Genomic DNA, 23,172 nt, shown 5'->3' with positions numbered 1-23,172 from the left:
AGGGGACGGCTCACTCATGGCACTCCCGGGGACGACTGGGCAACGGCGGGGCGCGGCGGGCAGCCACGCCCTGCCATTGGACCCGGACGCCCGCGGGCCCCGCCTGTTCAGCTGGGCCCTGCGGGTGACGCCCCCGGGGAGACGGCCTAGTGATCGGCGACCGCGCGCAGTGGGCTCAGCGCCGCCGCCCGGCGGGCGGGGACGACCGCCGCGGCCGCGCCGACGGCCAGGGACAGCAGGCACACCAGCAGCAGGGTTCCCCACGGGAGCACGAACGCGTACTGGGCCATCGCGCCGTTGGCCAGCGAGCCGACCGCCCAGGCGCTGAACACGCCAGCCGCCAGCCCCAGCAGCGTCCCGAACGCGGCGACGATCACGGCCTCCAGCCGGATCATCCGCCGGACGCCGGCCCGGTCCATGCCGATGGCGCGCAGCACGCCGATCTCCCGGGTCCGCTCCGAGACCGACATGGCCAGGGTGTTCACGATGCCGAGCGCGCTGATCACGACGCCGATGGCGAGCAGCCCGTACATCAGGGTCAGCAGGTCGCCGACGCTGCCTGCGGCCTCGTGGACGAGGGCCGCCCGGTCCTGGACCTTCAGCAGCGGGTTGTCGCCCACCGCGGTGCGCAGCCGCTTCCCGACGGCGTCGGAGGCGGCGCCGTCCTCCGTGGCCACGAGGATCCGCTGGACGGAGCCGGGCAGGAAGCCGCTGGCGCGCACCTCGCCGAGGTCACCGAGCGCGTCGCCGGCGACGGGGTTGTCCCGGTAGACGCCGACGACGGTGTACGGGCTCAGGTCCCGACCGCTGCCGATGCCCGCGGCGACCCGGTCCCCGGCGGCGAGTCCCTGCTCCCGGGCGAGGGTGGCGGAGACGGCGATCCGGCCCGGCCCGAGTTCCTCGGCGGAGCCGTCGGTGAAGTCCAGCCGCATCACCGCGCCCACGGCGGCCGGGTCCACGCCGGCGATCCGGCGGACCCCGCCGCCGACGAACAGCGACACGTCCGCGACGGCCGCCGCGGTCCGCACCCCGGAGGCGGCGGCCACCCGCTGGACGGCGGCCGGGTCGATGCCCTGGGTGGGGGTGCGGGTGCCGATGACGTAGTCGGCGCCGAGTCCCGCCGCGGCCTGACGGTCCAACGCCTGCGCGGTGGAGTGCCCGACGACGGCGAGGCCGGCCACCAGTGCCGTACTGATCATCAGGGTGGACGCGGTGGCCGCGGTGCGCCGCGGGTCGCGCAGCGCGTTCTCCCGGGCGAGGTGGCCGACGGCGCCGAACCGGCCGGTCAGCCGCCCCGCCAGCCGGATCACCGGTGCGGCGAGCAGCGGCGCGAGCACGATCAGGGCGACGACGAGGACGCCACAGGCGAGCATCGCGTCCTGGAGGTTCTGCACCGAGGCGTCCTTCACCCCGCTCAGCGACACCAGCAGCCCCGCGCCGAGGACGAGCAGGACCAGTCCCGCGGCGGCGCGGATCCGTGCGCGCGTGGTGGAGGCCGGCTGCTGCGCCGAGCGCATCGCCTCGACCGGTGCGACCTTCGCCGCCCTGCGGGACGGCAGCCACGCGGCCAGCACCGTGACCCCCACGCCGACGCCGAGCGCGGCCACGACCGGCCGCGGGCCGATCACCAGCGGCCCGTCGGGCAGGGTGTCCTGCGCGGTGCCGAGCAGGCCGGGCAGTACGGCGGCGACCCCGAGCCCGAGCAGGAAACCCGCTGCGGAGGAGACGAGCCCGAGGAGGGCGGCCTCGGCGAGCACGGAGCCGGCCACCTGGCGGCGCGAGGCCCCGACGGCCCGCAGCAGTGCGATCTCGCGGGTGCGCCGCGTCACCAGCATCGTGAAGGTGTTGACGATGAGGAAGGAGCCGATGAACAGCGACACCCCGGCGAAGACCAGTGGCAGCTTGGCATGACCCCGGGTCAGGGTGTCGACGTAGAGGGCCTGTTGCGCGGCCTGGGCGGCGCCCGTGGTGGCCTCGGCCCGGCCGGCGGGGAGTACGGAGGCGACCCGGCCGGAGAGTTCGGCCTGGGCGGTGCCAGGGGCGGCGGTCAGGTCGATCCCGGTGTACCGGCCGGGGGAGGCGAACAGCTGCTGCGCGGTGGCCCTGTCGAACAGGGCGAGGGTGCCGCCCGCGGTCACCCGGGTGTCCTTCGTGGTGACGATGCCCACGAGCCGCTTGGCCATGACCGGGCCGTCAGTGGCCAGTGTGATCGTGTCGCCGAGGCGGAACCGGCCGGCGTCGGCGGTGCCGCCGTCCACGGCGATCTCCTCGGCGCTGCCCGGGGCACGGCCCTCGACCAGCGGATACCGGCTGTCCTGGCCGTTCGCGCCGGGTACGTGGGCCGCGCCGAGGTTCGCCCAGGCCTTGCCGGCCCGCAGCGGGGTGCCGTCCGCGGCGGACAGGGTGGCCGAGCCGTCGGCGGTGGGCCGTACGGCGGCGACACCGGGCACGCCGGCCAGCTTCCGTACGAGCGCGTCGTCCAGGACGCTTCGGCGGTCTTCGCCGGGGGGCGCGTCCGGGGAGTCCTTCGGTGTCACGGTGACCGCGATGCCGGCGAAGTTCTTCGAGGCGGCGGCGCGGTAGGCGGCGGCGGAGGAGTCGGCGAAGACGAGGGTGCCGGAGACGAAGGCGACACCGAGGCAGACCGCCAGGACGGTCATGGCCAGACGTGCCTTGTGCGCGAGGACGTTGCGCAGGGCTGTTCGCAGCATGGGGAGCTTTCGGGTGCGGGTGCGGGCGGGTGCGGCCGGGTGCGGCGCGGGGGAGACGGAAGGCGGTACGGAGGCGTCAGCGGCTGTGGCGGCCGGCGCCCGGGCCCGCACCGGGGGCCGCGCCCTCTCGGTGGTCCGCGGCCCCGCCCCCGCCGCCGCTCTCGAACGCGAGCATCCGGTCGAGTACGGCCGCGGAGGTCGGCTCGTGCAGCTCGTCGACGACGTGGCCGTCGGCGAGGAACAGGACCCGGTCCGCGTACGAGGCGGCCGCCGGGTCATGGGTGACCATCACCACGGTCTGCCCCAACTCCCGTACGCAGTCCCGCAGGAAGCCGAGGATCTCGGCGCCCGAGCGCGAGTCGAGGTTCCCGGTCGGCTCGTCGGCGAAGACGATCTCGGGCCGGGAGATCAGTGCCCGCGCCACCGCGACCCGCTGCTGCTGCCCGCCGGAGAGCTCGGCCGGGCGGTGGCCCAGGCGGCCCGCCAGCCCGACGGTGGCGACGACGGCCTCCAGCCAGGCGGCGTCCGGCCGGCGTCCGGCGAGCCGCAGTGGCAGCGTGATGTTCTCCAGCGCGGTCAGGGTGGGCATCAGGTTGAAGCCCTGGAACACGAAACCCACCTTGTCCCGCCGCAGGGTGGTCAGCTGCTTCTCGCTCAGCGAGGACAGCTCGGTGCCGCCGATGCGCGCCGAACCGGAGGTCACCGTGTCCAGCCCGGCCAGGCAGTGCATCAGCGTGGACTTGCCGGAGCCGGAGGGGCCCATGACGGCGGTGAACCGGCCCCGCGCGAAGTCGACCGTCACCGCGTCCAGGGCGGTCACCCGGGTGTCCCCCTTCCCGTACACCTTGGTCAGACCGGTGGCGCGGGCGGCCGGTTCGGGGGAAGGAGAGAGCTGCGACATGGAGGGACTCCGCCTCGGGTGCGAGGAGCGTCGGTCCGCACCCGCAGGGGTGGGCGGACCGGGGGACGTATCCATGCTCACCGCTCTGACCTGCGTAAACATCCTTCTGGAGGCGGGAGTCGAGCTCTGTCCGAGGGAGGGTTCCGGGCCCCTCCTCTCTGTCTTCGGACACAGTCGGGGTCCCGCCGCCTCCGCCTTCGGGCAGAGCCGGGCGGGCGCCGGCCTGCGCGGGGTGCCGGCCGGCGCGGGTGCCGGGGGCGCGGCGTCAGGAGGACAGGCCCGTCCGGTGGGCGAGGAGGGCCGCCTGCACCCGGCTCGCCGAGCCGGTCTTCTCCAGGATCGCGCCGACGTGCGTCTTCACCGTGCCGATCCCGATGCCGAGCCGCCCGGCGATGTCCTGGTTCGACAGGCCTTCGCCCAGCATCGAGAGGACCTCCCGCTCCCGTGCGGTGAGCCGCGCGATCCGCTCGTCCGTGAGCGCGGGGTCGCAGCCGTCCCGGTCGCCGCCGCGCAGCATCCGGGCGATCACCGACCCGGTCACGCCCGGGGAGAGCACGGAGTCGCCGGCGGCCGCCGCCCGGACCGCGGCGATGAGCTCCTGCGGGCCCTCGTCCTTCAGGAGGAAGCCCGCCGCGCCCTCGCGCAGGGCCCGCAGGACGTTGTCCTCGTCACCGAAGGTCGTCAGCATCACCACGCGCGGCGCCGGATCGAGGGCGAGCAGCGGTGCGATCGCCGCCAGGCCGTCGCACACCGGCATCCGGATGTCGACCAGCGCCACGTCGGGCCGGTGGGCGGCCGCCAGCTCGACGGCCCGGCGTCCGTCGGCGGCCTCGGCGACGACGTCGATGTCGCCCGCGTGCCGCAAAATCAGCCGGACGCCGTGCCGGATCATCGTCTCGTCGTCGGCGAGCAGGACACGGATGGGCCGGGCGGACCGGGTGGGCGGAGCGGGCGGGACGGGCTCGTTCACGGGATCTCCCAGGGCGTGGCGTCCCGGACCGACGGGACGTCGAACCGGTCGATGGCGATCAGCCGCTGGGCGGCGTCGAAGCAGTAGCGGGCGATGAGCAGGCCGCCGGGGCGCCGCTCGGTGGCACCGTTGAAGGGGTAGACGCAGCCGGCCGTACCGGCGGGGCGCGGCGGCTCGTGGCCGGTGGCGGCGGCCCGCACCGCGCCGTTGTCCTGCACGCCGAGCGCCGCCACCTCCCCGTACGTCATACCGATGCGCGGCAGCGGGGCCGGCCCGGAGCGGCCGGACGGCTGGGCGGCGTACACGAAGGCGATCGCGACGACCATGAGCGCGGACAGCGCCGCCAGCCCGAAGCCGAGCGTCAGGGCCTCGGCGGTCCGGCGCTCGTCGGACTCCGCGTCGGTGGCGTGCGGGTCCGTGGCGTGCGGGTCCGTGTCGTGCGCGTGCGCGCCGGACGGGTCTGCGCCGGACGGTGGCCGGGGGGTGTCCGCCCCGGCGGGGGTGCGTCCGCCGGCGGGGTCGGTGTCGGGCTCGGCCGGCACGGCCGCGTCCACCCGGAACCCGCCGGACGGCAGGGCGGCCGCCTCGAACGTCCCGCCGAGCAGTTCCACCCGCTCGCGCAGTCCGGTCAGGCCGCGCCCGGTGCCCAGTTCCTCCGCGGGGGCCGGCGGCCCGGGCCGCGCCCCGTTGCGCACGGTGACCCGTACCTGCGCCGCGCCGTGCAGGACCGTCACGCCGACGTGCGCGTCCGGCGCGTACCGGTGCACGTTGGTCAGGGCCTCCCGCACGACGCGGTGCACCGCCCGGCGGACCGGCGCGGGGCGGGCGTCGAGGTCCGGTCCCGTCCAGTCGAGCCGTACCGCGATCCCGCCGTCGCGCGACTGCGCGACCAGCGCCTCGATGTCGGCGCGGGTGCCGGTCGCGTCGGTCAGCGCGTCGGTCCCGGTGTCGCGGCCGAGCGGCCCGAGCACGCCGAGGGCCTGGCGCAGTTCGCGCATGGCGTCGCGGGTGGTGCGCCGTACCAGGACGGCCTCCTCGCGCAGTTCCGGCGCGGCCCGTTCCAGGGCCAGCTCCAGGCCTCCGGCGTGCAGCGACACCAGGCTGAGCCGGTGGCCCACCAGATCGTGCATCTCGGCGGCGATGCGGGACCGCTCGTGGGTCCGGGCCTCGCTGTCGGCCAGCCGGCGGGCCCGCTCCGCCGCGTCACCGCGCTCGCGCAGCGCCCGCAGCAGGCGGCCCTGCTGCCCCTGCGCCGTCCCGATCAGGCCGGGGACGATCACGGCCGTCGGCGCGAGGGCCAGGCCGAGGGCCAGCCCGTACGCCGCCGACCCGGGGCCGAGCCACGGCCCGGCCGCGGTCGCGCAGACGACGAGGAGCAGAGCGGCGCAGGCCGGCAGCCGGACCCGCAGGCGCGGCCGGGCCGTCCGGCGGGCCGCGGCGTAGGCGGCCGCCGCCGTGACGGGCCCGACGGCCGGTACGAGGCCGGTCAGCGCGGCGAGCACCAGGAGCACGGCCCCGGGCAGGCGGCGGCGCAGCGCGAAGATCCCGGTGGCCGCGGCGAGGACGGCGAGCTGGAGGGCCGGGTACGGCAGGAACCCGAGGTGGCCGACGGCCCCGTACACGCCCAGGCCTGCCAGGCCGACGCCAGCCGTCCGCGCGACCGGGCGGACGCGGGCGGCGGGGGGCGAAGGGCTGAGGGGGACCACGCTGACCAGTATCGATGCCGGGATCCGCGTCGGCATGGACCGTGAGGCCGATCCGTGCCTCTGCCGAAAGGCAGAGGGGGATCGGGGGCGGGGATCGGGGGCGGGGATCAGTAGGGGACGGAGGCGGCCGGCCCCACGATCCCGAACAGCGCGCCTTCGGGGTCCCGCAGGGTGACCTCGTGGGGGCCGGGCCCGGAGTCCGCCACGGAGACGGTGCTGCCGCCCAGAGAGGTCGCGGCCTTCACGGCGGTCTCCAGGTCGGGAACCCGGAAGTGGACCTGCCAGCGCGGCCGCATGTGCGGGTCGGGTGCCTGCGCGAGCGTGCCGCCGTGCAGGCGGGCCACCGTACGGCCCGCGTGGCGGAGCAGGATGCGGTGATCCTCCTCCATGTAGGCGACCTCGCAGCACCCGCTGTGGGAGCAGGCCCATTCCAGGACCTCGCCGTAGAAGATGGCGGCGTCGAAGGCGTTCCGGGTGCGCAGTTCGAGCCAGGCCGGCGCGGCCTCGCCGCCCATACCCCAGTCGGGGATGGCGTCGCCCTGCCAGATCCCGAAGACCGCGCCGTCGAGGTCGGAGGCGAGCGCCGCCCGTCCCGTGCCGAAGGCGAGGGGGCCGACGGCGACGGTCCCGCTGCGTTCGAGGATGCGGGACGCGGTGACGTCGGCGTCGTCGACGGCGAAGTACGGGGTCCAGGCGACGGGGACCGTGACACCGGCGGGCATGGAACCGAGGCCGGCCACCGGGATCCCGTCGCTGAAGCCCACGGCGAAGCCCTCGCCGAGCCGGTCGTTCCCGAACCGCCAGCCGAGGACCGCACTGTAGAAGGCCTGGGCGGCGCCGACATCGCGCGCCATGAGGCTGACCCAGCAGGGTGCGCCGAAGGTTTCGTGACTCGATGTCGACACGCCTGTCATCCCCATCCGCCGGTGCGGCCCCGGATGCCCCTCCCACGGTACTCGCGGGAGCTCCCGGGAAACGTCGGCCAACATCCTCCTGGCGCCACCGGCCGCCCCCACGCCGACACGGCGACCGGCACCCCACCCGGCGGAACACATCCCCTCCCGCCCTGCCGGCGCCGCCCGCCGGGGCCGGACGGGTCAGGCCCCGGGGGCCTCGGGGGCGGCGGTGTACAGGTCCTCGTCCAGGATGCCGCTCCTCGCGATGAGGTACGCGAGCTGGGCGCGGCTGCGGCTGCCCAGTTGTTCCGAGGCCTTGCGGACGTGGGTGGCCACGGTGCGGGCGCTCATGCCGAGGCGGCCGGCGATGGTCTCGTCGGTGTAGCCGTTCACCATCAGGTGCAGGACAGCCCGGCGGGTCTCGTCGGTGAGCAGGGGCGGGCGGTGTTCCGTCGGGGTGTGCCGCAGCGGGGCGGCACGTTCCCATGACTTCTCGAAGATGCCGACCAGGTAGCGGATCATGCCGGGGTGCTCGATCACCAGGGCGAGCTGCTGGCGTTCCTCGCCCGGGTCGGGGACGAAGGCGATCTTCCGGTCGCACACGATGAGCCGGTCGAACACCTCGTCCAGGGTGCGGACTTCGGCGCCCGCGACCGAGATCTGCTCGACGTAGGCGAGCGTCGGCCCGTGGGAGCGGACGGTGTGCTGGTAGATGGTGCGCTGGCGGATGCCGCGCTCCAGGGCCGCCACGTCGCTGGCGAGGGCCTTCTCCAGGAGTTCCGCCGGTCGGCCGCCGCCGGGCTGGGCGGTCAGCAGTTCCTCCTCGCAGGACTGCACGACCGAGGACAGCGTGGCGCTGATGGCGTCCGCGCCGCTGATCGCGCGGATGCCGGTGCCGGTCCCGGAGCCGGTGTGCGCGCGGTAGATCTCCTCCGCCTGGTGCATGGCGACCCGGGCCGCCGCCAGGGCGCGCTGCTTCTCCTCGATGTCCGTCTCCAGCGGGCGCATGACGGCGTTGGCCGCGAGGCCCGGCGGCAGGGCCATCAGCCGGCCGTCGGGCAGTTCCCGCAGGAGGCCCAGGTCGAGCAGGCACTGCGGGCACTCCTGCCCCGGGAGGTCGCCGCGGACGGCGGCCTCGTAGGAGGCCAGCCCCTCAGTACAGAGCTCGACTGATGGAATGCGTACCCCTCTGTCCGATTTCGTGCACATTTGCCCATCCTTCAAGTCTCTGCATTGCGTGATCATGCTCCCGGATATCCCTGTTTTCGGCGAGAAGGCCAGCACATGATTCCTGTCACGGGCCGGAGAAACCCGGCCGTGCAGCACTCATCAGGGGGACCAATGTTCAAGACGACTTTCCAGCAGCTCATCGGTGCACTCGCCGTGACGGTTCTCGCGACTCTCGGCGTGGTCGTGAGCAACGAATCCGCACCGCAGGAAGACGTCGTCACCGCCGCCCTGAAGAGCGACTCGCAGTGGGGCTGACCGGGCGGGCCTGCACCCTGCCCCGTCCCTGGATCATTAATTTCTAGTTACAGGAGAGACATGTCCGCCCTTCCCGTATCCGTACGGCCCATGTCCGTCTTCGACGGGCTCGAGGAGCGCTTGGAAGACCTGAGGAGCTCGGGTCTGTACCGGGAATTCACCCCTTGCTCCTACCTGGCCGAGCAGCCCGGTCACGCGATGCACCGGGGGGCGCGCGTCCAGGTCTGGTGCACCAACGACTACCTCGGGATGAGTCAGAACGCGCAGGTCATGGACGCTCAGGTCGCCTCGACCCTGCGGCACGGCACCGGCAACGGCGGCTCGCGCAACATCGCGGGCACCAGCGAGGCGCATGTCGCGCTGGAGACCCGGCTGGCGGCCTGGCACGGAAAGCCGCGCGCCCTGATATTCACCAGCGGATACGTGGCCAACTTCGAAACGCTGACCACGCTGCTCGCGGCCGTACCGGACATGGTGGTCTTCTCGGACTCGCTCAACCACCGGTCGTTGATCGAGGGAATCCGCGCCTCCAAGAACCGGAGGCACATATTCCCGCACAACGATATCGACGCGCTGGACGAAATGCTGGGCCAGTACCCTGCGGAACAGCCGAAGTTGATCGTCTTCGAATCCGTCTACTCGATGGACGGAGACATCGCGCCGATCGCCGAGATCTGCGATCTGGCCGAGCGCCACCACGCCATGACCTATCTCGACGAGACGCACGCGATCGGTGTGAACGGCCCTTCCGGGGCCGGGATCTGTGAGGAGATCGGAGAACACCGGCCGACATTCGTCCAAGGTGTCTTCGGAAAAGCCATCGGCACGACGGGCGGCTACGTCGCCGGCCCCGACACCGCCCTCGACTACGTGCGATCACACGCGCCCGGTTTCATCTTCACGACCACGATTCCCCGTTCGAGCCTGGACGCCACTCAGCGGAGCCTCGATGTCATCCAGGGCCCGGCGGGAACCGAACTCCGCCTGAAATTGCGGGAGAACGCGGCGCTGATGCGCAGCCTCCTGCGCGAGGCCCGCATCGACTTCATCGACGCCCCCACCCATCTGGTCCCGGTGCTGGTCCCTGGCGGTGAGCGGGTCAAGAGGATCTCGCGCCGCCTCCTGGACGAGTACGGCATCTACGTCCAGCCCATCAACTTCCCGTCCGTGGCGAAGGGCGGCGAGCGCTTCCGGGTCACCGTGGCGCCGTTCCGCACCCGCGCGGACATCGAGGGATTCGTCCGCGCCCTGCGCGCCTGCCTCGACGACCTTCGATAGCGCATTCGGCAACTCGCCCATCCCCTTTTCATCGCACTTCGGCGCATCAAGGAGATCCGCTCATGCAGATCAAGGAAATCACCCCGTTCATCGGCTCCGAGCTGACCGGCGTCGGCTACGAGGACCTCCAGGACCCCGAACTCTTCGCCCGGCTCGTCGACCTCGTGCACCGGCGCGAACTGGTGGTCGTCCGTGGTCTCGACATCACCCCGGAGCAGCAGATCGAGCTGGCCTCCCGGATCGGCCGGCCCGTGCCGTTCCTCATGGCGAAGTACCGCCACCCCGACCACCCGGAGATCATGATCTCCTCCAACGCCATGAAGGCGAACCGCCCGGTCGGCGTCGCCCGCGTCGGCAACTTCTGGCACCAGGACTCCTCGTACACGAAGGACCCGGCGCCCTACACGATGCTGCACGGCGTCGACGTCCCCGGCACCAGCGGCCACACCCTGTACGCCAGCGCCCTCGACGTCTACGACCGCCTTCCCCAGGAGTGGAAGGAGAAGATCGCCGGCCGCACCGCCCTGCACACCGTGAGCAAGCGGCAGCGGATCTCGCCGGAGCACGTCGGGCTCTCCATCGCCGAGCTCAAGGCGCTGGTCGAGATGGAGTACCCGCCGACGGAGCACCCGCTGGTCAAGCAGGACCCGGTCACCGGCCGTTCCTACCTCTACGGCGCCCCCGAGTACATGGACTCCGTCGTCGGTTTCGACGCCAACGAGAACGCCGAGTTCTTCGCCGTCATCGACCGGCTCATCCAGGACCCCGAGCATGTCTACACCCACCGCTGGACGACCAACGACCTGGTGGTGTGGAAGACGGCGACGACCTACCACGCGGCGACCGCCGTCGAGCCCGGTGCCACGCGGACCGTGCACCGCGTGAGCATCGAAGAGGGCGAGAAGTGGGCGGCATAGCCGACTTCGACGTGTCCTTCCCGTCCGCGAGGGCCGACGTCCGCGCCATGTCCGCCTCCTCCGGCGTCCCCGTCGAGGACCTGGTCCGGATCACGCACTGCGAGACCTTCCCGGTGCTCGCGGACGGGGAGCAGGCCTGGGAACTCGCCCTGGCCGCCGCCCGGAAGGTCCTGGACCGGACGGGCGTGCCGCCGGAGCGGATCCGGCAGGTCGTCTACGCCGGGTCCGGCGCCTGGGACCGCCCCTTCTGGTCGCCCGCGGCGAAGGTGGCTCACGCCCTCGGCATCGACGGCGCCCACTGCTTCGAAGTGGCGAACTTCTGCAACGCGGGAATGACCGCCATCCGGCTCCTGTCCGCCACAGGGGTCCTGGAGGAGAACACGTACGCGCTGGTCCTCGTCGGGGACCGGCTGAGCCGGATGGTCGACTACCGTGACCCGGATTCCAAGGCTCTGTTCAACTTCGGTGATGCGGCTGCGGCGGTGCTGCTGGGCGGCGGTCCGAGTCGTTTCCGTGTCGTCCACTCCGCCATGCGCACCGACGGCGGCTGGGCCGACTACTACGCCGGTGAGCCGGCCGGAGGCCGCGTTCTGATCCGGCGCGGCGAGCACCGCAAGGGCCTCGGGGACGCCTACGTACGGCACTTCACCGCCTTGGTGGACGAGACGCTCACCGCGCTCGGCATCACGCCGGACGACGTCTCCCACTTCCTCATCAACCACGGCGACCGGGACATGCACCAGCGGCTGCTGACCACCCTGGGCATCCCGGCCGCACGGAGCGTCTTCAACTACGACCGGCTGGCCCACATGGGCGGAGCGGACACCCTCATCGCCCTGAAGGACCTCGAACGCGGGGGCCGGTTGCGCCACGGCGACCTGATCATGCTCGCCACCAGCGCCATGGGCTTCAGCTGGGGCATCACGACCTTGGAGTATCTCGGATGAAGATCCTCGTCATTCACCAGGTGCCGTACCGGAAGATCGGCTACGAGCGCGGCATCGACCACGACCGCCACCAGGTGACCTACATCGGCCATCCGCACCGGATGGCCGACCTCCCCGAGGGCCTGCCGGCCCGACGGATCGTCCTCGACGCCGACGAGGACCTGGTCGCGGGCATCCGCGCCCGCACCTCGCCCGCCGACGGCTACGAGAAGGTGCTCGCGCTCTCCGAGTTCGGCATCATCGAGGCCTGCCACGTACGCGAGTACCTCGGCATCGCGGGTCCGGACCTCGCCGCCGTCGAGCGGGTCCGCGACAAGGTGCGGATGAAGGAGGCGCTGGCCGGCTCCGACCTGCGCCACCCCCGCTTCGTCGCCGGGCCCGCGCCGGACGGCACGCTGCCGTGGACCGGCCGCACGGTCCTCAAGCCGCGCCAGGGCGCATCCAGCGAGGACGTCACGATCCACGCGACGGCCCGCGAGGCGCTCGCCGCCCACGAACAGCTCCCCCACGCGGACGAGTTCCAGCTGGAGGAGCACATCGACGGCGACATCCTGCACGCCGACGGCCTCGTGGAGGGCGGCCGACTGGTCGATCTGGCGGTCAGCCGGTACGTCAACAAGCCCGTCGAGTACGCGCAGGGGGCTCCGCTCGGTTCGCACCAGGAGCCGTGCACGCCCGCCCAGCGGACGCTGGCCGAGCAGGTCGTGGCGGTCCTCGGCATCGAGGAGGGCTGCATCCACCTGGAGTTCTTCGAGACCCCCGGAGGCGAGCTGGTCTTCCTGGAGGTGGCCAACCGGGTCGGAGGCGCGGCCGTGGTGTCCACCCACGAGCTGCACACCGGGGTCCACCTCCCCTCGCACGAGATCGCCGTCCGGCTCGGTCTGGAGCGGCCGGAGGCCGGCCCGCCCAGCGGCCGCCACCACGGCTGGATCGCCTTCCCCGGCCACCACCTGGCGGCCGACGGCGTACGGACGATCGACGTACCCGAGTGGATCAGGACCCACCCGTGCCTGGACGGCCTGCACGTCCTCGCGCCGGAGCAGGAGACTCCGCGCCACATCACCTACCAGGAGTGGGAGGTGCCGGTCTTCGTCGAGGCCTCCCACGCCGACGCGGGCGAACTGCGCCGCTTCCTCCAGGAGTGCGCCCGCGCGGTCTCCGTGCGCACCGCACCGGCCCTCCGGGCGGCGGCATGAACACGCCCGTCCGCACCACGCGGGCGATCACACAGCGCCGCCGGCCCCGGGGCATGCCCGTTCCCGAGGACTTCGCCGAGGCCGAACTGCCCCTGTCCGCGCCGGCCGAGGGCCAGGCCGTGGTGGAGAACCTGTGGCTCTCCGTGGACCCGTACATGCGCGAGTGCATGGATGCGGAGTGGGAGCTCGGCGCCCCGCTGGAAGGCCGGTCCATCGGCCGGGTGGTGGAGTCGCGCAGCGCCGAACTGCCCGTCGGGGCGCTGGTGTTCCACCGGGAGGGCTGGCGGACCCACGCCGTCGTGGCCGCGGCCGAGGCGCGGGTCCTGCCCCGGTACGAGGGGGTCGCCACCGAGTCCTTCCTCGGCCTGCTGGGCGGGACGGGCCTGACGGCGTACGTCGCCCTGACCCGCATCGCCCGGCTGCGGGCCGGCGAGACCGTGTACGTCTCCGCCGCCGCCGGCGGGGTCGGCACGGCCGCCGGCCGACTGGCACGGCTCCTGGGCGCCGGCCGGATCGTCGGCAGCGCCGGATCCCCGGCCAAGGTCCGGCTGCTCACCGGGGAACTCGGCTACGACGAGGCCTTCGACCACCGTGCCGGGCCCCCGCTGCCCGAGCAGCTGGCCCGGGTGGCCCCCGACGGCATCGACGTCTACGTCGACAACGTGGGCGGCGCACACCTGGAGGCCGCGATCGGGGCGATGCGCGAGGACGGGCGGATCGCCTGGTGCGGAGCCATCGCGCAGTACAACGCGGGATCCGCCCCGGCAGCGCCCCGCAACCTCTTCGACCTCGTGGAGAAGAGCATCCGGCTGGAGGGCTTCCTCGTCTCCCGCCACCGCGACGCACAGGCGGAGCTGGAGGAGTTCCTCGTCCCGCACCTGCGCTCCGGCCGCGTCGCCGACCGGCTCCATGTCACCGAGGGCTTCGAGAGGACCGTCGGGGCCTTCCTCGGGATGCTGCGCGGCGAGAACACCGGCAAGGCGGTCGTACGCCTGGGCCACGACGACCCGGAATCGTCCCCCGACCACACCCCCTGAGCGAGCGAGGGTTCCATGGCACACGTCCGTACCGGCCTGCACATCAGCGTCGTGACGCTCGGCTCCACCCACCGGATCTGCGCCATCTGGAGCGTACGGGGGACCGCGGCGGACGTGTGCGAGTTCCCCGGCGCCCTCCTCCTCCCGCGCCGGGGGGCGGAGCAGGACTGGGCCGTCGAGACGGCACTGGCGCAGCTGGCGACGCACGGACCCGGTGACGGTCCCGTCTGCGTGGACCTCACCACGACCGCCGGTGGGATCGAACCGGCAGGCCTCCATCCCGGACTGTGCGCCTCCGACCTGCTGGGTCTGGCGCGTACGGCACTGGGCGAGGGCCAGCAGGAGTGGGCCGAGCTGGCCCGCGCGGACCCGGCCGCCTTCCACGGGACGGCCGTCCGGCCGTACGCGATGCGCCGGCAGGCCGCGTGCCTGGTCACCCGCGACCCGGACGGCCCGCGCCGGGACGTGACGCTGCTGCACGCACGGCAGGACCGGGTCCTGCGCGACTACACGGTGGGGCTCCTGACGTCGGCCGGGACCACCGACGCCACCGCGGGCGACGAGACCCGCCCTTCCCACCCCAGGAGACAGTGATGCGCCCGACCATGGAACTGACAGCGGAACCGGCCGCGGGAACGGTGCGGCCGCCCGCGCCGGACGGCGGGCCGGTGCCCTGGGAGCGGTACTTCTCCCGCGGCGCCCACGCCATGGTGCCCTCCGAGGTCCGCTCCCTCTTCAGCGTGGCTGCCCTGCCCGGCATCGTCTCGCTGGCCGGCGGCATGCCGGACGTCCGCGCCCTCCCGCAGGAGGTCATGGCCGCGACGGTCGCCGACGTGGTGCGCGAACACGGCCCGACGGCGCTCCAGTACGGGGCGGCGCAGGGCGATCCGGGCCTGCGGGGAAGCATCTGCTCCGTCATGGCGGTCGAGGGGATCGCCGCCCGACCGGACGACGTCATGGTCACCGTGGGTTCCCAGCAGGGGCTGGACCTGCTGGTCCGGGTTCTGCTCGACCCGGGCGACACGGTCGTCGCCGAAGGCCCCACCTACGTCACCGCACTCGGTACTTTCAAGGCCGCCGGCGCCCGCGTGGTGCAGGTCGCCATGGACCGCGCCGGCGTGGTCCCGGACGAACTGGCCGCGACACTGCGCCGGCTGGCGGCCGAGGGGCGGCCCGCGAAGTTCTTCTACACCGTGCCCACCTTCCAGAACCCCACCGGCGCCACCCTCCCGGCGGGCCGCCGCGCACGGATCCTGGAGGTCTGCCGCAGCGCCGGGGTCGTGGTGGTGGAGGACAACCCGTACGGCCTGCTGCACTACGACGGCGCGCCGTCGCGGGCCCTGTGCGCCGACGACCCCGAGCGGGTGGTCTACCTCGGGTCCTTCTCCAAGACGCTGGCGCCGGGCCTGCGGGTGGGCTGGGTCCACGCGCCCGCCACCCTCACCCGCAAGCTGGTGCTCGCCGCCGAGAGCGCGATGCTCTCCCACTCGGCGCTCGCCCAGCTGACGGTGGACCGCTACCTGCGCACCCAGCCCTGGCAGGACCGCCTCGCCGGCTTCCGCGCGGGCTACCGCGCCCGGCGCGACGCCATGCTGCGCGCCCTCTCCGCCTCGATGCCCGCCGGAGTGTCGTGGACCGTGCCCGACGGCGGCTTCTTCATCTGGATGACGCTCCCCGAGGGCCTGGACTCCCGGGAACTGCTGCCCCACGCGCTGGCGGCGGGGGTCGCGTTCGTCCCCGGCACCGGCTTCTACGCGGACGGCCGGGGCGCCCGGCACCTGCGGCTCTCCTTCTCCTACCCGTCGGCGGAGCAGATCGACGAGGGCGTCCGCCGACTGGCCGCGGTGATCACCGGGCGTCTGGAAGCACGGAGACGGCAGTGAGACGTCCGGCAGCCACCCATACCTACGACGAGGACATGACCATGAGGCACTACCCCACCGACCTGCTGCTGGCCGTCGAACACGTCGAGCGCGCGCTCACGTCCGGCGCCCTCGCCACGCTCGACGCAGGGCTGCGGCAGGCCGGCGTCGCCGACCCGCTGCGCCGCTTCGACAGCAGGCGGCTCTTCGAAGGGCTGGACCGGCTGCTCGGCGGGGTCTGCCAGTACCCGTGGCAGCCGCTGACCGACAGCGACGACGTCCTGGAGCTGAGCCCGGTGGGCACCGTCGTGCTCGACGACCGGCTGGCCGAGGCGACCCTGCGCGGCCTGCTGCTCGCGTGGGCCCTGGGCAACCGGGTGATCCTGCGCTCGGCACGGCCGCAGCTGTGGGAGCAGGTCATGGCGGCGCTGCGCGGGGCCGGCGTTCCGCTGCCGGCGGGACAGGTGACCGGACCGGGCGCCGCCGCGCCCGGGGACCCGCTGGAGGTGCCGGCGCTCCCGCCCGGCGCGGACCTCGCCGTGGACTGCCGGGCCGCCTGGACGCAGGGGCTGTTCCGGCTCCGGCACCTGCCGGGCGTCTCCCTGGACCGGGCCCGCAGCGACGACCGCGACGAGCGCACGGGCCGGCTGGCGGCGCGCCTGCGCTACCTGGTCGCGCGCGCCCGGCGCACCCCGTACTACCGGGAGCTGCCCGACCCGAGCGGGGACGGCGACCTCACCCGGCTCCCCGTCCTGGAGAAGGCCGCCCTGGAGGCGCACTCGCTGCCCGCGAGCCGCGACCTGAGCAGCGGGGACCCCGCCACGGGCGAAGTGCTGCGCTCGGGCGCCACCAGCGGCGAGCCGCGCTACATCGTCTACTCGCGCACCGACTGGGAGAACATGGTCCGCGAGGCCGTTCCCGTGCTGTACGCGTTGGGACTCGAACCGGGCGACCGCATCGTCAACACGCTGTTCGGCGGCGGCATGTACGGCGGGCTGACCACGACGTTCAGCGAGCTGTCCCGGATGCCCGTGGAGTCGTACGCGACCGCGCAGTTCGTGACCGTCGACGATCTGCTGATGCTCACCGGGAGCTTCGACGCCAACGTCGTCCTCGGGATGCCCGCCCTCATCCTGCCGCTGCTGCGCGACGCCAAGAAGCGCCGCCCCGAGCTGCGCGTCGAGAAGGTGATCTACGGCGGCACCCCGATGACCGAGACCGACAAGACCTGGCTGCGCCAGGAGCTGGGGGCCCGTGTGGTCTCCAGCATCCTCGCCGCGAACGACGGTGCGCAGCTCGGCTACCAGTGCGGGTTCCTCGGCGGGACCGTCCACCACGTCAACGACGACTACAACCTCATCGAGGTCGTGGACGGGGCCGGCCGGCCGGTCGCGGAGGGCGCCGCGGGCGAGCTGCTGGTCACGGGCCTGCAGAAGTTCGAGGGCCCGCTGATCCGGTACCGCATCGGCGACATGGGCCGCACCTACGAGCACAGCTGCGACTGCGGGGTGTCGGGCCGGGTGCTGGAATACCTGGGCCGCTCCGACGGTTTGGTCCGCTTCAAGGGCGAAACGGTGCTGTACGGCGAGGTCTTCGACGCCCTCGCCCCCTTCGGTGTCTCGCAGCTCCAGATCGAGGTGGCCACCGAGGGCAGCCGGGAGATCCTGACGCTGCGCACCGAGTCCCCCTGCCCGCCGGACCCGGAAGCCGTACGGGAGCTGCTGGTCGAGGAGTTCGCGGTGCTGGGCGGCTACCAGGACTTCGACGCCGCGCTGGACGCGTACGAGCTCAGGATCGACTGCCTCGCGGAGGGCGGGCTGCCGCGCAACACGGTCAGCGGCAAGGTCAAGAACGTCATCGACCGCCGGCTGGAAGGGGTGCGGTGATGCTCAGGAACGACCGGGTCGCGCGCACCATGCTGGGCGTGATCACCCTCTCCAGCGTCGGTGTCGGCATCCACACGCTCGCCATGGGGCAGCTGCTGTACAGCCGTACCGGCAGCCCGGCCGCCTTCGCGTTCGTGCTGACCCTCCAGGGCGTGGCGGCCCTGTGCGTCCTGCCGGTGTGCGGTCCGCTGGTCGACGCCCTCGACTCCAAGCGGGTGTACGCGCTCTGCGGGCTGGGCCGGGCGGGCACCGTCGCGCTGATCGTCGGCGTCGCGGCCCTGATGCCGGGCACCGGCGCGGTGCCCTGGATCGTGGCGGCGTCGGCGCTGCTGGCCGTCTTCGACAACGTCGAGCGGTCGGCGCTGTTCAAGCTGACCGCGCACCACGTGGATCCGGACCACGCCACCCGCTTCAACAGCATGATCGGTGTGGCCTTCCAGGCCGGGGCGCTGAGCGGGATGGCCCTCCTCGGCCTGATCCTGACCTGGGGCACCGCCGAGCAGGCCCTGACGATCGACGTGCTGATGTCGCTGTGCTGCGCCCTCGCGGTCAGCCGGATGCGTCTGACGGCGGACGAGGGCAATCCGCCCGTCTCCGCGCGCCGGCTGGGCCGGGCCGTGGCGGGCACCGTGGGCGAGTGGCGACGGATGCTGGTCCGCCACCGGGACGACCGGACCGTCTTCCTCATGATCGTGCTGTGCGGCGGGGACTTCGTCTTCGCCCAGGGCCTGAGCACCCTGGTCATCCCCCTGACTGCCGAGTTCCACGGGGGCCGGGGATGGTACGTGGCGGCGCTGGAGGCCACCTTCGCCGCCGGAATGATCGGCGCCTCGTTCCTGACCCGGTACCTCGTCTCGCAGCGCCTGCTGCCCGTGTGGCTGCTCGGCCAGGGCGCGGCGGCCGCCATGCTGGCGCTGAGCGGGTCGGGCGCGGTCCACTTCGCCGCCTTCTTCCTGGCGGGATTCGCCAACCTCAACAGCCTCACCTGGCTGTTGACATCGCTCCAGCAGTACGCGGCCGAGGGTGACAAGGCCAAGATGGCGTCACTGCGGCTGCTCGCCATCGGCCTGGGGACGGCGGCTCTCATGCCGGTCGTGGGCCACTTCGCCGCTGGCTCGCTCGGCGCCGGGTTCTGGAGCGTGGCGGCGACCATGGCGCTCTTCGCGCTGGGCGGCCTGGTGGTGGCGCGCCGCCACCGGCCCCGGAAGACTGCCGCAACGGGGGCGGGACCCGTACGGGGGGAGGCCCGGCCCCCGACTGCGGTCGCGGTGGGCTGACCCGTCCGCCGCGCCGGCAGGCCCAGGTCACCGACCTGGGCCTGCCGCGTTCGTCGCCCCGCGTGGTGGGGGCCGGAACGGCCCCGGCCTCTGCCATGGTTGACGTGCGCTGACGCAGGACCGCGACGACCGGGAGACAGGCATGACGATCAAGGACATCGGGCCGGAACCTCAGAGCTTCGACCTGGAGGGGGCGACGGTCGAGAACACGGACTACCGCGCGGTCGCCTGGTCCGGGAAGTACCTGCAGCTCACCCTGATGTCGATCCCGGTGGGTGAGGACATCGGCCTGGAGGCGCACCCGGAGACCGACCAGTTCCTACGCCTCGACGCGGGCCGGGGCCGGGTCCAGATGGGCAGCGCGAAGGACCGACTCGACTTCGACCGGGAGGTCGAGGACGGCTGGGCGGTCCTCGTACCCGCCGGCACCTGGCACAACGTCACCAACATCGGTGACGTGCCCCTGCAGTTGTACGCCGTGTACGCGCCGGTCCACCACGCGTCGGGCAAGATCCACCAGGCGGCCGCAGACGCGGCGCGCGACGAGGACTCCGGCAACGACGAGCCGCCGAGCTGGTCGGTCCAGCCCACCCGGCAGCCGTCGGACGAGCACGCCTGACCGCCGACTCCGCGTCAGGAGGCCCGCATCCCCCTCGGCGATACTGCCAGGGACAACGCAGCAGGCCACACCTGCGAGACACGGGGGACACACCACTTGAGCACGGCCATGCCCGGACCCGTACCGGCCCCATCGTCCGCTCCCGGCGGCCCGCCCCACCCGGGCCCGCCCCACCCGGGCCCGCCCCACCCGGGCCGGCGCCGCACGGTCCGTGCGGCCGACGCACTCGTCACCGCCGCGGCCGCCCTGGAACTGCTCACCCTCCACGACCAGCTCGACACCACCTCCGCGCTGGTGTGCCCGCCGGCGCTGCTCGCCCTCCTGCTGCGGCGCAGGTTCCCCGTGACGGTTCTGCTGGCCACCCTTCCGTCCATGGCCACCGGCCATCTCTGGCTGGCCCCCATGATCGCCATGTTCACGGTGGCATCCGCCGTCCCCCGCCGCCGCGTGGTCCTGGGCGCCGGGCTGGCCCTCTTCGGGTCGACCATGTGGTCCGGCAACACCGGCGACGCCTCGCCGATGGCGTGGGCCGACCACCTGTTCGTCCTCCAGGTGTCCCTCATGTTCAGTGTCGGCCCCACCGGCCTGGGCCTTTTGGCCCGTACCCGGTCCGAGCTGCGCGCCCGCCTCGCCGACCTTTCCGCGTCACAGGCGCACGGCCGCCGCCTGGAGGCCGAGCGGGCCGTCGCCCAAGAGCGCACGCGCATGGCCCGCGAGATGCACGACACCGTCTCGTACCAGCTCGGGATCATCGCCGCCCAGGCCGGAGCCCTGTGGAGCACCGCGCCCGACGACACGGTCCGCGAGGACGCCGAGACGATACGCCGCCACAGCGCCGACGCCCTGACGGAACTCCGCGACATCGTCGGAGTCCTGCGCCACGCCGCGGGCCGGGCCGACGACGGCGACCCCGCCCGCCTGGCCAACCTGCGCACGCTGGTCCGGGACGCCCGCCTGGGCGCGGTCCTCCACCTCGACCTCGGCCTCCCCGACGGCCGCAGCTGCCTCCCGGCCGTCGAGCGGGCCGCCTACCGCACCGTCCAGGAGGCGCTCACCAACGTCCGCAAGTACGCCCCCGGCGCCCCCATCGACGTCACCGTGGGCCCGTCCGCCACGGGCGCCACCCTCGTCGTCGAGATCCGCAACGGCCCCGGGCCGGAGGCCATGCCCGCCGGCCCCGCCACCGGTACGCCCACCGGCGGCTTCGGCCTGACCGGCCTGAGCGAGCGCATCGCCCTGGTCGACGGCACCTTCCGGGCGGGCGCCACCCCGGAGGGCGGCTTCGTCGTCCGTGCCGAACTGCCGCTGGCTCAGTGCACCTGGGCCCAGGGGGAGTCGGGGTCCAGCTCGTACACCGACACGTGCCGCAGGCTGGACGAGGTGTACGGGGTCCCCGCCCAGTCCTCCGCGCGCTCCACCAGCCGCAGCCCGGACAGCTCGGCCAGCAGGTCGATCTCGAAGGGGAAGGCATAGCGCAGCAGGTGCTCGCGGGTTTCCGGTGCGCCGCCGTCGATGATCGTGTGGGTCGACAGCATGAGCTGCTGGGAGCGGTCCACGGACAGCGTGTCCAGCATGACCGACCGCTCGTCGAGGTGGCGCATCGAGTGGTCCGGTTTCTCCATGTGGTGGTAGGGCGCCGGGTCGAACGCCTCCAGCACGAACCGGCCGCCGGGCGCCAGCTGCTCCCGCACCCGGCGCAGACAGCCGAGCTGCTGCTCCTTGGTGATCGCCACGAAGAACGTGTTCAGCACCAGCGTCACGGTGTCGAAGGTGCGCCCCGTGCCCTCTTCCGTGAAATCGCCGGTCTGCGTGGTCACCAGGCCTTCCGGGTCCCGGGCGCGCAGCTCGGCGAGCATGGGTTCGGAGCCGTCGATGCCGTGCACGGTGAATCCGAGCCCGGCCAGCGGGACGGCGATCCGGCCGGTGCCGACGCCGAGTTCGAGCACGCTGCCGCCGGGCGGGGTGAGCGAAGCGACGAATGCGACGGCCTGCTCCGTGTCGTGGCCGATCGGGTACATGCGGTCGTACACGCTCGCCAGCTTCTGGTCGTACAGCGCGTTGCCGAGGGTCATGCGGGGTGTCACTCCAAACGGGGTGCCATGAGGCACGGTCGGGACAAGGGGTGTTCGGGACAGTGGAGTTAGGGCCCCGCCCCGCCGCCGTCCGGCCTCGGCCCGGTGGACCTCGGCCGTGCCTCAGCGGGTGCCGGCCAGGGTCGGCGGGCGGGGCCGGACCGGAGCGGACGCGGCGCGGTGGGCGACCACGGCGGCCTGCACGCGGTTGGCCAGGCCCAGCTTGGCCAGGATGGCGCTGACGTGCTCTTTGGTCGTGGACGCGCTCAGCAGGAGCCGGCGCCCGATGTCGGCGTTGGTCAGGCCTTCCGCCAGCAGGTCCAACACCTGGTGCTCCCGGTCGGTGAGCGAGTCCAGGCGGGTGTCCGGGCGGTCCGGCCCGTGGTGGTCCGGACCGCTGCCGAGGTAGCCGTCCACCACGATGCGGGCCGCCTGCGGGGACAGCACCGTTCCGCCGGAGTCCAGCACCCTTACGGCGTGCACGAGTTCCTGCGGTGTCGCGTCCTTGAGCAGGAAGCCCTTGGCCCCGGAGCTCAGCGCGGCCGCGATGTCCTCGTCGGCCAGGAACGTCGTCAGGATGGCCACGGCCGGCGGATGCGTCAGGGCGCCGAGGCCGGCCAGGACGGCGAACCCGTTCACCTCCGGCATGCGCAGGTCGAGCAGTACGACATCCGGCCGGTGGGCCTCGATCGCCTCCAGCGCTGCCGGTCCGTCACAGGCGACCGGCACGTCGATGTCCGGTTCGCTCTCCAGAATGCGCTGCATGCACGAGCGCAGCAGGACTTCGTCGTCGACAATCATTACGCGGATCATCACGCCCCCTTAGAGCGGCCACCCCGTTAGGCCGCACCTTGATTCAAGGTATCAACTCGGTAAAGAGAGTTGACGTCCAGGGGTGGACGTGGGGGGAATCCGGGGGACCGCTTGGGAAAGCCGACTCGACCGGTCCGCGCGGGCGTTCAGGACCCCGCGTCGATCGACTCCTTGATGATCGCGACCATCGCGGAATCCCAGGTGAGGACCAGCAGTTCGGCCTTCTCGCCCTCAACGGTGGTGCAGGTCACAGCCGTTCCACCGCGCCCGCCGCCGGTCGCGGCGTCGCACGGTCCGGCCAGCCGCAGCCCCTCCGCGCCGGGCCCGTCCAAGGTCGCTCCGGACCGGAGCAGGGTGATCTTCCCGCGCTGCATCCCGGAGGGCCGGGCGCCCGTACGGTACCGGCAGCGCAGGGTCACCGGCTCACCGCGCCGGAACGCGGCGACGCGGCGCGCGCAGCGGGCCCGGTCGAGGCCCTTGCCCCCTATCCACAGCACCAGGTCCATCAGTGAATGCAGCGCGAGTTCCAGCAGCAGCATGTGAGTGTTCGCTCCTCAACCGGGTTGAATCGTGGACGACTTGTGCGGACTCGGTCCGCC

20 protein-coding genes and 1 pseudogene are annotated in these 23,172 nt (G+C 73.1%); 12 read left to right on the top strand and 9 right to left on the bottom strand.

Annotated elements, in window-relative coordinates; genetic code table 11:
• Window positions 1–146 precede the first annotated feature (146 nt).
• The 6 genes from E6U81_RS17530 to E6U81_RS17505 all read right to left on the bottom strand — a co-directional run bounded on the left by E6U81_RS17530 (window position 147) and on the right by E6U81_RS17505 (window position 8,393).
• Window positions 147–2,711 (bottom strand): ABC transporter permease, encoded by a 2,565-nt coding sequence (locus tag E6U81_RS17530; protein ID WP_136231000.1) that lies wholly within the window; start codon window positions 2,709–2,711, stop codon window positions 147–149.
• A gap of 76 nt (window positions 2,712–2,787) precedes the next feature.
• Window positions 2,788–3,612 (bottom strand): ABC transporter ATP-binding protein, encoded by an 825-nt coding sequence (locus E6U81_RS17525; protein WP_136230999.1) that lies wholly within the window; start codon window positions 3,610–3,612, stop codon window positions 2,788–2,790.
• A gap of 265 nt (window positions 3,613–3,877) precedes the next feature.
• Window positions 3,878–4,582 (bottom strand): response regulator transcription factor, encoded by a 705-nt coding sequence (locus E6U81_RS17520; RefSeq protein WP_276615810.1) that lies wholly within the window; start codon window positions 4,580–4,582, stop codon window positions 3,878–3,880.
• The gene (locus tag E6U81_RS17515; RefSeq protein WP_240803868.1) at window positions 4,579–6,288 is read right to left on the bottom strand and encodes a histidine kinase; all 1,710 of its coding nucleotides are present in this window, start codon (window positions 6,286–6,288) and stop codon (window positions 4,579–4,581) included. The genes E6U81_RS17520 and E6U81_RS17515 overlap by 4 nt, the downstream gene beginning before the upstream one ends.
• Window positions 6,289–6,395: 107 nt before the next feature.
• Window positions 6,396–7,202, bottom strand: coding sequence for a VOC family protein (locus E6U81_RS17510; protein WP_240803867.1), 807 nt, complete (start codon window positions 7,200–7,202; stop codon window positions 6,396–6,398).
• A 183-nt stretch (window positions 7,203–7,385) separates the two neighbouring features.
• Window positions 7,386–8,393: a LuxR C-terminal-related transcriptional regulator gene (locus E6U81_RS17505; protein WP_240803866.1), complete on the bottom strand. Its 1,008-nt coding sequence runs from the start codon at window positions 8,391–8,393 to the stop codon at window positions 7,386–7,388.
• A gap of 132 nt (window positions 8,394–8,525) precedes the next feature.
• Between E6U81_RS17505 and E6U81_RS39860 the strand changes: the two genes are divergently transcribed.
• From E6U81_RS39860 to E6U81_RS41925, 12 genes and pseudogenes are all read left to right on the top strand, one after another.
• Window positions 8,526–8,669, top strand: coding sequence for a hypothetical protein (locus E6U81_RS39860; protein WP_168714650.1), 144 nt, complete (start codon window positions 8,526–8,528; stop codon window positions 8,667–8,669).
• 60 nt (window positions 8,670–8,729) lie between these two features.
• Window positions 8,730–9,947 carry a 5-aminolevulinate synthase gene (hemA, locus tag E6U81_RS17500; protein WP_136230996.1) on the top strand — a complete coding sequence of 406 codons (1,218 nt, stop codon included), beginning with the start codon at window positions 8,730–8,732 and terminating at the stop codon, window positions 9,945–9,947.
• A gap of 62 nt (window positions 9,948–10,009) precedes the next feature.
• Complete coding sequence (locus E6U81_RS17495; RefSeq protein WP_136230995.1) at window positions 10,010–10,864, top strand: TauD/TfdA family dioxygenase; 855 nt, start codon at window positions 10,010–10,012, stop codon at window positions 10,862–10,864.
• Window positions 10,852–11,811, top strand: a complete 960-nt coding sequence (locus tag E6U81_RS17490) for a 3-oxoacyl-[acyl-carrier-protein] synthase III C-terminal domain-containing protein (protein WP_136230994.1) — start codon at window positions 10,852–10,854, stop codon at window positions 11,809–11,811. Before E6U81_RS17495 ends, E6U81_RS17490 begins: the two co-directional genes overlap by 13 nt.
• Window positions 11,808–13,007 carry a hypothetical protein gene (locus E6U81_RS17485; RefSeq protein ID WP_136230993.1) on the top strand — a complete coding sequence of 400 codons (1,200 nt, stop codon included), beginning with the start codon at window positions 11,808–11,810 and terminating at the stop codon, window positions 13,005–13,007. Before E6U81_RS17490 ends, E6U81_RS17485 begins: the two co-directional genes overlap by 4 nt.
• Entirely contained in the window at window positions 13,004–14,044 is a 1,041-nt protein-coding gene (locus E6U81_RS17480) for an NADP-dependent oxidoreductase (RefSeq protein WP_136230992.1), read from the top strand. The genes E6U81_RS17485 and E6U81_RS17480 overlap by 4 nt, the downstream gene beginning before the upstream one ends.
• Window positions 14,045–14,059: 15 nt before the next feature.
• The gene (locus tag E6U81_RS17475; RefSeq protein WP_206309956.1) at window positions 14,060–14,638 is read left to right on the top strand and encodes a hypothetical protein; all 579 of its coding nucleotides are present in this window, start codon (window positions 14,060–14,062) and stop codon (window positions 14,636–14,638) included.
• Window positions 14,638–15,927 (top strand): PLP-dependent aminotransferase family protein, encoded by a 1,290-nt coding sequence (locus tag E6U81_RS17470; RefSeq protein ID WP_240803865.1) that lies wholly within the window; start codon window positions 14,638–14,640, stop codon window positions 15,925–15,927. The genes E6U81_RS17475 and E6U81_RS17470 overlap by 1 nt, the downstream gene beginning before the upstream one ends.
• Window positions 15,924–17,792: a phenylacetate--CoA ligase family protein gene (locus tag E6U81_RS17465; RefSeq protein ID WP_240803864.1), complete on the top strand. Its 1,869-nt coding sequence runs from the start codon at window positions 15,924–15,926 to the stop codon at window positions 17,790–17,792. The genes E6U81_RS17470 and E6U81_RS17465 overlap by 4 nt, the downstream gene beginning before the upstream one ends.
• Entirely contained in the window at window positions 17,792–19,069 is a 1,278-nt protein-coding gene (locus E6U81_RS17460) for an MFS transporter (protein WP_136230991.1), read from the top strand. The genes E6U81_RS17465 and E6U81_RS17460 overlap by 1 nt, the downstream gene beginning before the upstream one ends.
• Before the next feature lie 142 nt (window positions 19,070–19,211).
• Window positions 19,212–19,688 carry a cupin domain-containing protein gene (locus tag E6U81_RS17455; protein ID WP_136230990.1) on the top strand — a complete coding sequence of 159 codons (477 nt, stop codon included), beginning with the start codon at window positions 19,212–19,214 and terminating at the stop codon, window positions 19,686–19,688.
• A gap of 108 nt (window positions 19,689–19,796) precedes the next feature.
• Window positions 19,797–20,987, top strand: a pseudogene (locus tag E6U81_RS41925) (histidine kinase); the annotation flags it as partial.
• 11 nt (window positions 20,988–20,998) lie between these two features.
• On the opposite strand, the gene E6U81_RS17445 reads toward E6U81_RS41925, so the two are convergent.
• From E6U81_RS17445 to E6U81_RS17435, 3 genes are all read right to left on the bottom strand, one after another.
• On the bottom strand, window positions 20,999–21,760 hold the full coding sequence (locus E6U81_RS17445) for a class I SAM-dependent methyltransferase (protein WP_136230988.1): 762 nt from the start codon (window positions 21,758–21,760) through the stop codon (window positions 20,999–21,001).
• 123 nt (window positions 21,761–21,883) lie between these two features.
• Window positions 21,884–22,561: a response regulator transcription factor gene (locus tag E6U81_RS17440; protein ID WP_346766155.1), complete on the bottom strand. Its 678-nt coding sequence runs from the start codon at window positions 22,559–22,561 to the stop codon at window positions 21,884–21,886.
• Window positions 22,562–22,719: 158 nt separating this feature from the next.
• Window positions 22,720–23,112 (bottom strand): hypothetical protein, encoded by a 393-nt coding sequence (locus tag E6U81_RS17435; RefSeq protein WP_136230986.1) that lies wholly within the window; start codon window positions 23,110–23,112, stop codon window positions 22,720–22,722.
• Between the last annotated feature and the right edge of the window lie 60 nt (window positions 23,113–23,172).

The organism is Streptomyces sp. A0592 (assembly GCF_004795115.1).
Taxonomy (GTDB): Bacteria; Actinomycetota; Actinomycetes; order Streptomycetales; family Streptomycetaceae; genus Streptomyces; species Streptomyces erythrochromogenes.
Note: the sequence above shows the minus strand (reverse complement) of the source record. Positions and strands in the feature narration are given on the sequence as shown.

Excerpts from the sequence above, each read along its gene's own strand:
- E6U81_RS17440 (WP_346766155.1), bottom strand. The coding sequence starts at position 22,561 with ATGATTGTCGACGACGAAGTCCTGCTGCGCTCGTGCATGCAGCGCATT.
- E6U81_RS17435 (WP_136230986.1), bottom strand. The coding sequence starts at position 23,112 with ATGCTGCTGCTGGAACTCGCGCTGCATTCACTGATGGACCTGGTGCTG.
- E6U81_RS17495 (WP_136230995.1), top strand. The coding sequence starts at position 10,010 with ATGCAGATCAAGGAAATCACCCCGTTCATCGGCTCCGAGCTGACCGGC.
- E6U81_RS17510 (WP_240803867.1), bottom strand. The coding sequence starts at position 7,202 with ATGACAGGCGTGTCGACATCGAGTCACGAAACCTTCGGCGCACCCTGC.
- E6U81_RS17530 (WP_136231000.1), bottom strand. The coding sequence starts at position 2,711 with ATGCTGCGAACAGCCCTGCGCAACGTCCTCGCGCACAAGGCACGTCTG.
- E6U81_RS17445 (WP_136230988.1), bottom strand. The coding sequence starts at position 21,760 with ATGACCCTCGGCAACGCGCTGTACGACCAGAAGCTGGCGAGCGTGTAC.
- E6U81_RS17525 (WP_136230999.1), bottom strand. The coding sequence starts at position 3,612 with ATGTCGCAGCTCTCTCCTTCCCCCGAACCGGCCGCCCGCGCCACCGGT.
- hemA (WP_136230996.1), top strand. The coding sequence starts at position 8,730 with ATGTCCGCCCTTCCCGTATCCGTACGGCCCATGTCCGTCTTCGACGGG.
- E6U81_RS17480 (WP_136230992.1), top strand. The coding sequence starts at position 13,004 with ATGAACACGCCCGTCCGCACCACGCGGGCGATCACACAGCGCCGCCGG.
- E6U81_RS17470 (WP_240803865.1), top strand. The coding sequence starts at position 14,638 with ATGCGCCCGACCATGGAACTGACAGCGGAACCGGCCGCGGGAACGGTG.
- E6U81_RS17455 (WP_136230990.1), top strand. The coding sequence starts at position 19,212 with ATGACGATCAAGGACATCGGGCCGGAACCTCAGAGCTTCGACCTGGAG.
- E6U81_RS17460 (WP_136230991.1), top strand. The coding sequence starts at position 17,792 with ATGCTCAGGAACGACCGGGTCGCGCGCACCATGCTGGGCGTGATCACC.
- E6U81_RS17485 (WP_136230993.1), top strand. The coding sequence starts at position 11,808 with ATGAAGATCCTCGTCATTCACCAGGTGCCGTACCGGAAGATCGGCTAC.
- E6U81_RS39860 (WP_168714650.1), top strand. The coding sequence starts at position 8,526 with ATGTTCAAGACGACTTTCCAGCAGCTCATCGGTGCACTCGCCGTGACG.
- E6U81_RS17475 (WP_206309956.1), top strand. The coding sequence starts at position 14,060 with ATGGCACACGTCCGTACCGGCCTGCACATCAGCGTCGTGACGCTCGGC.
- E6U81_RS17505 (WP_240803866.1), bottom strand. The coding sequence starts at position 8,393 with ATGTGCACGAAATCGGACAGAGGGGTACGCATTCCATCAGTCGAGCTC.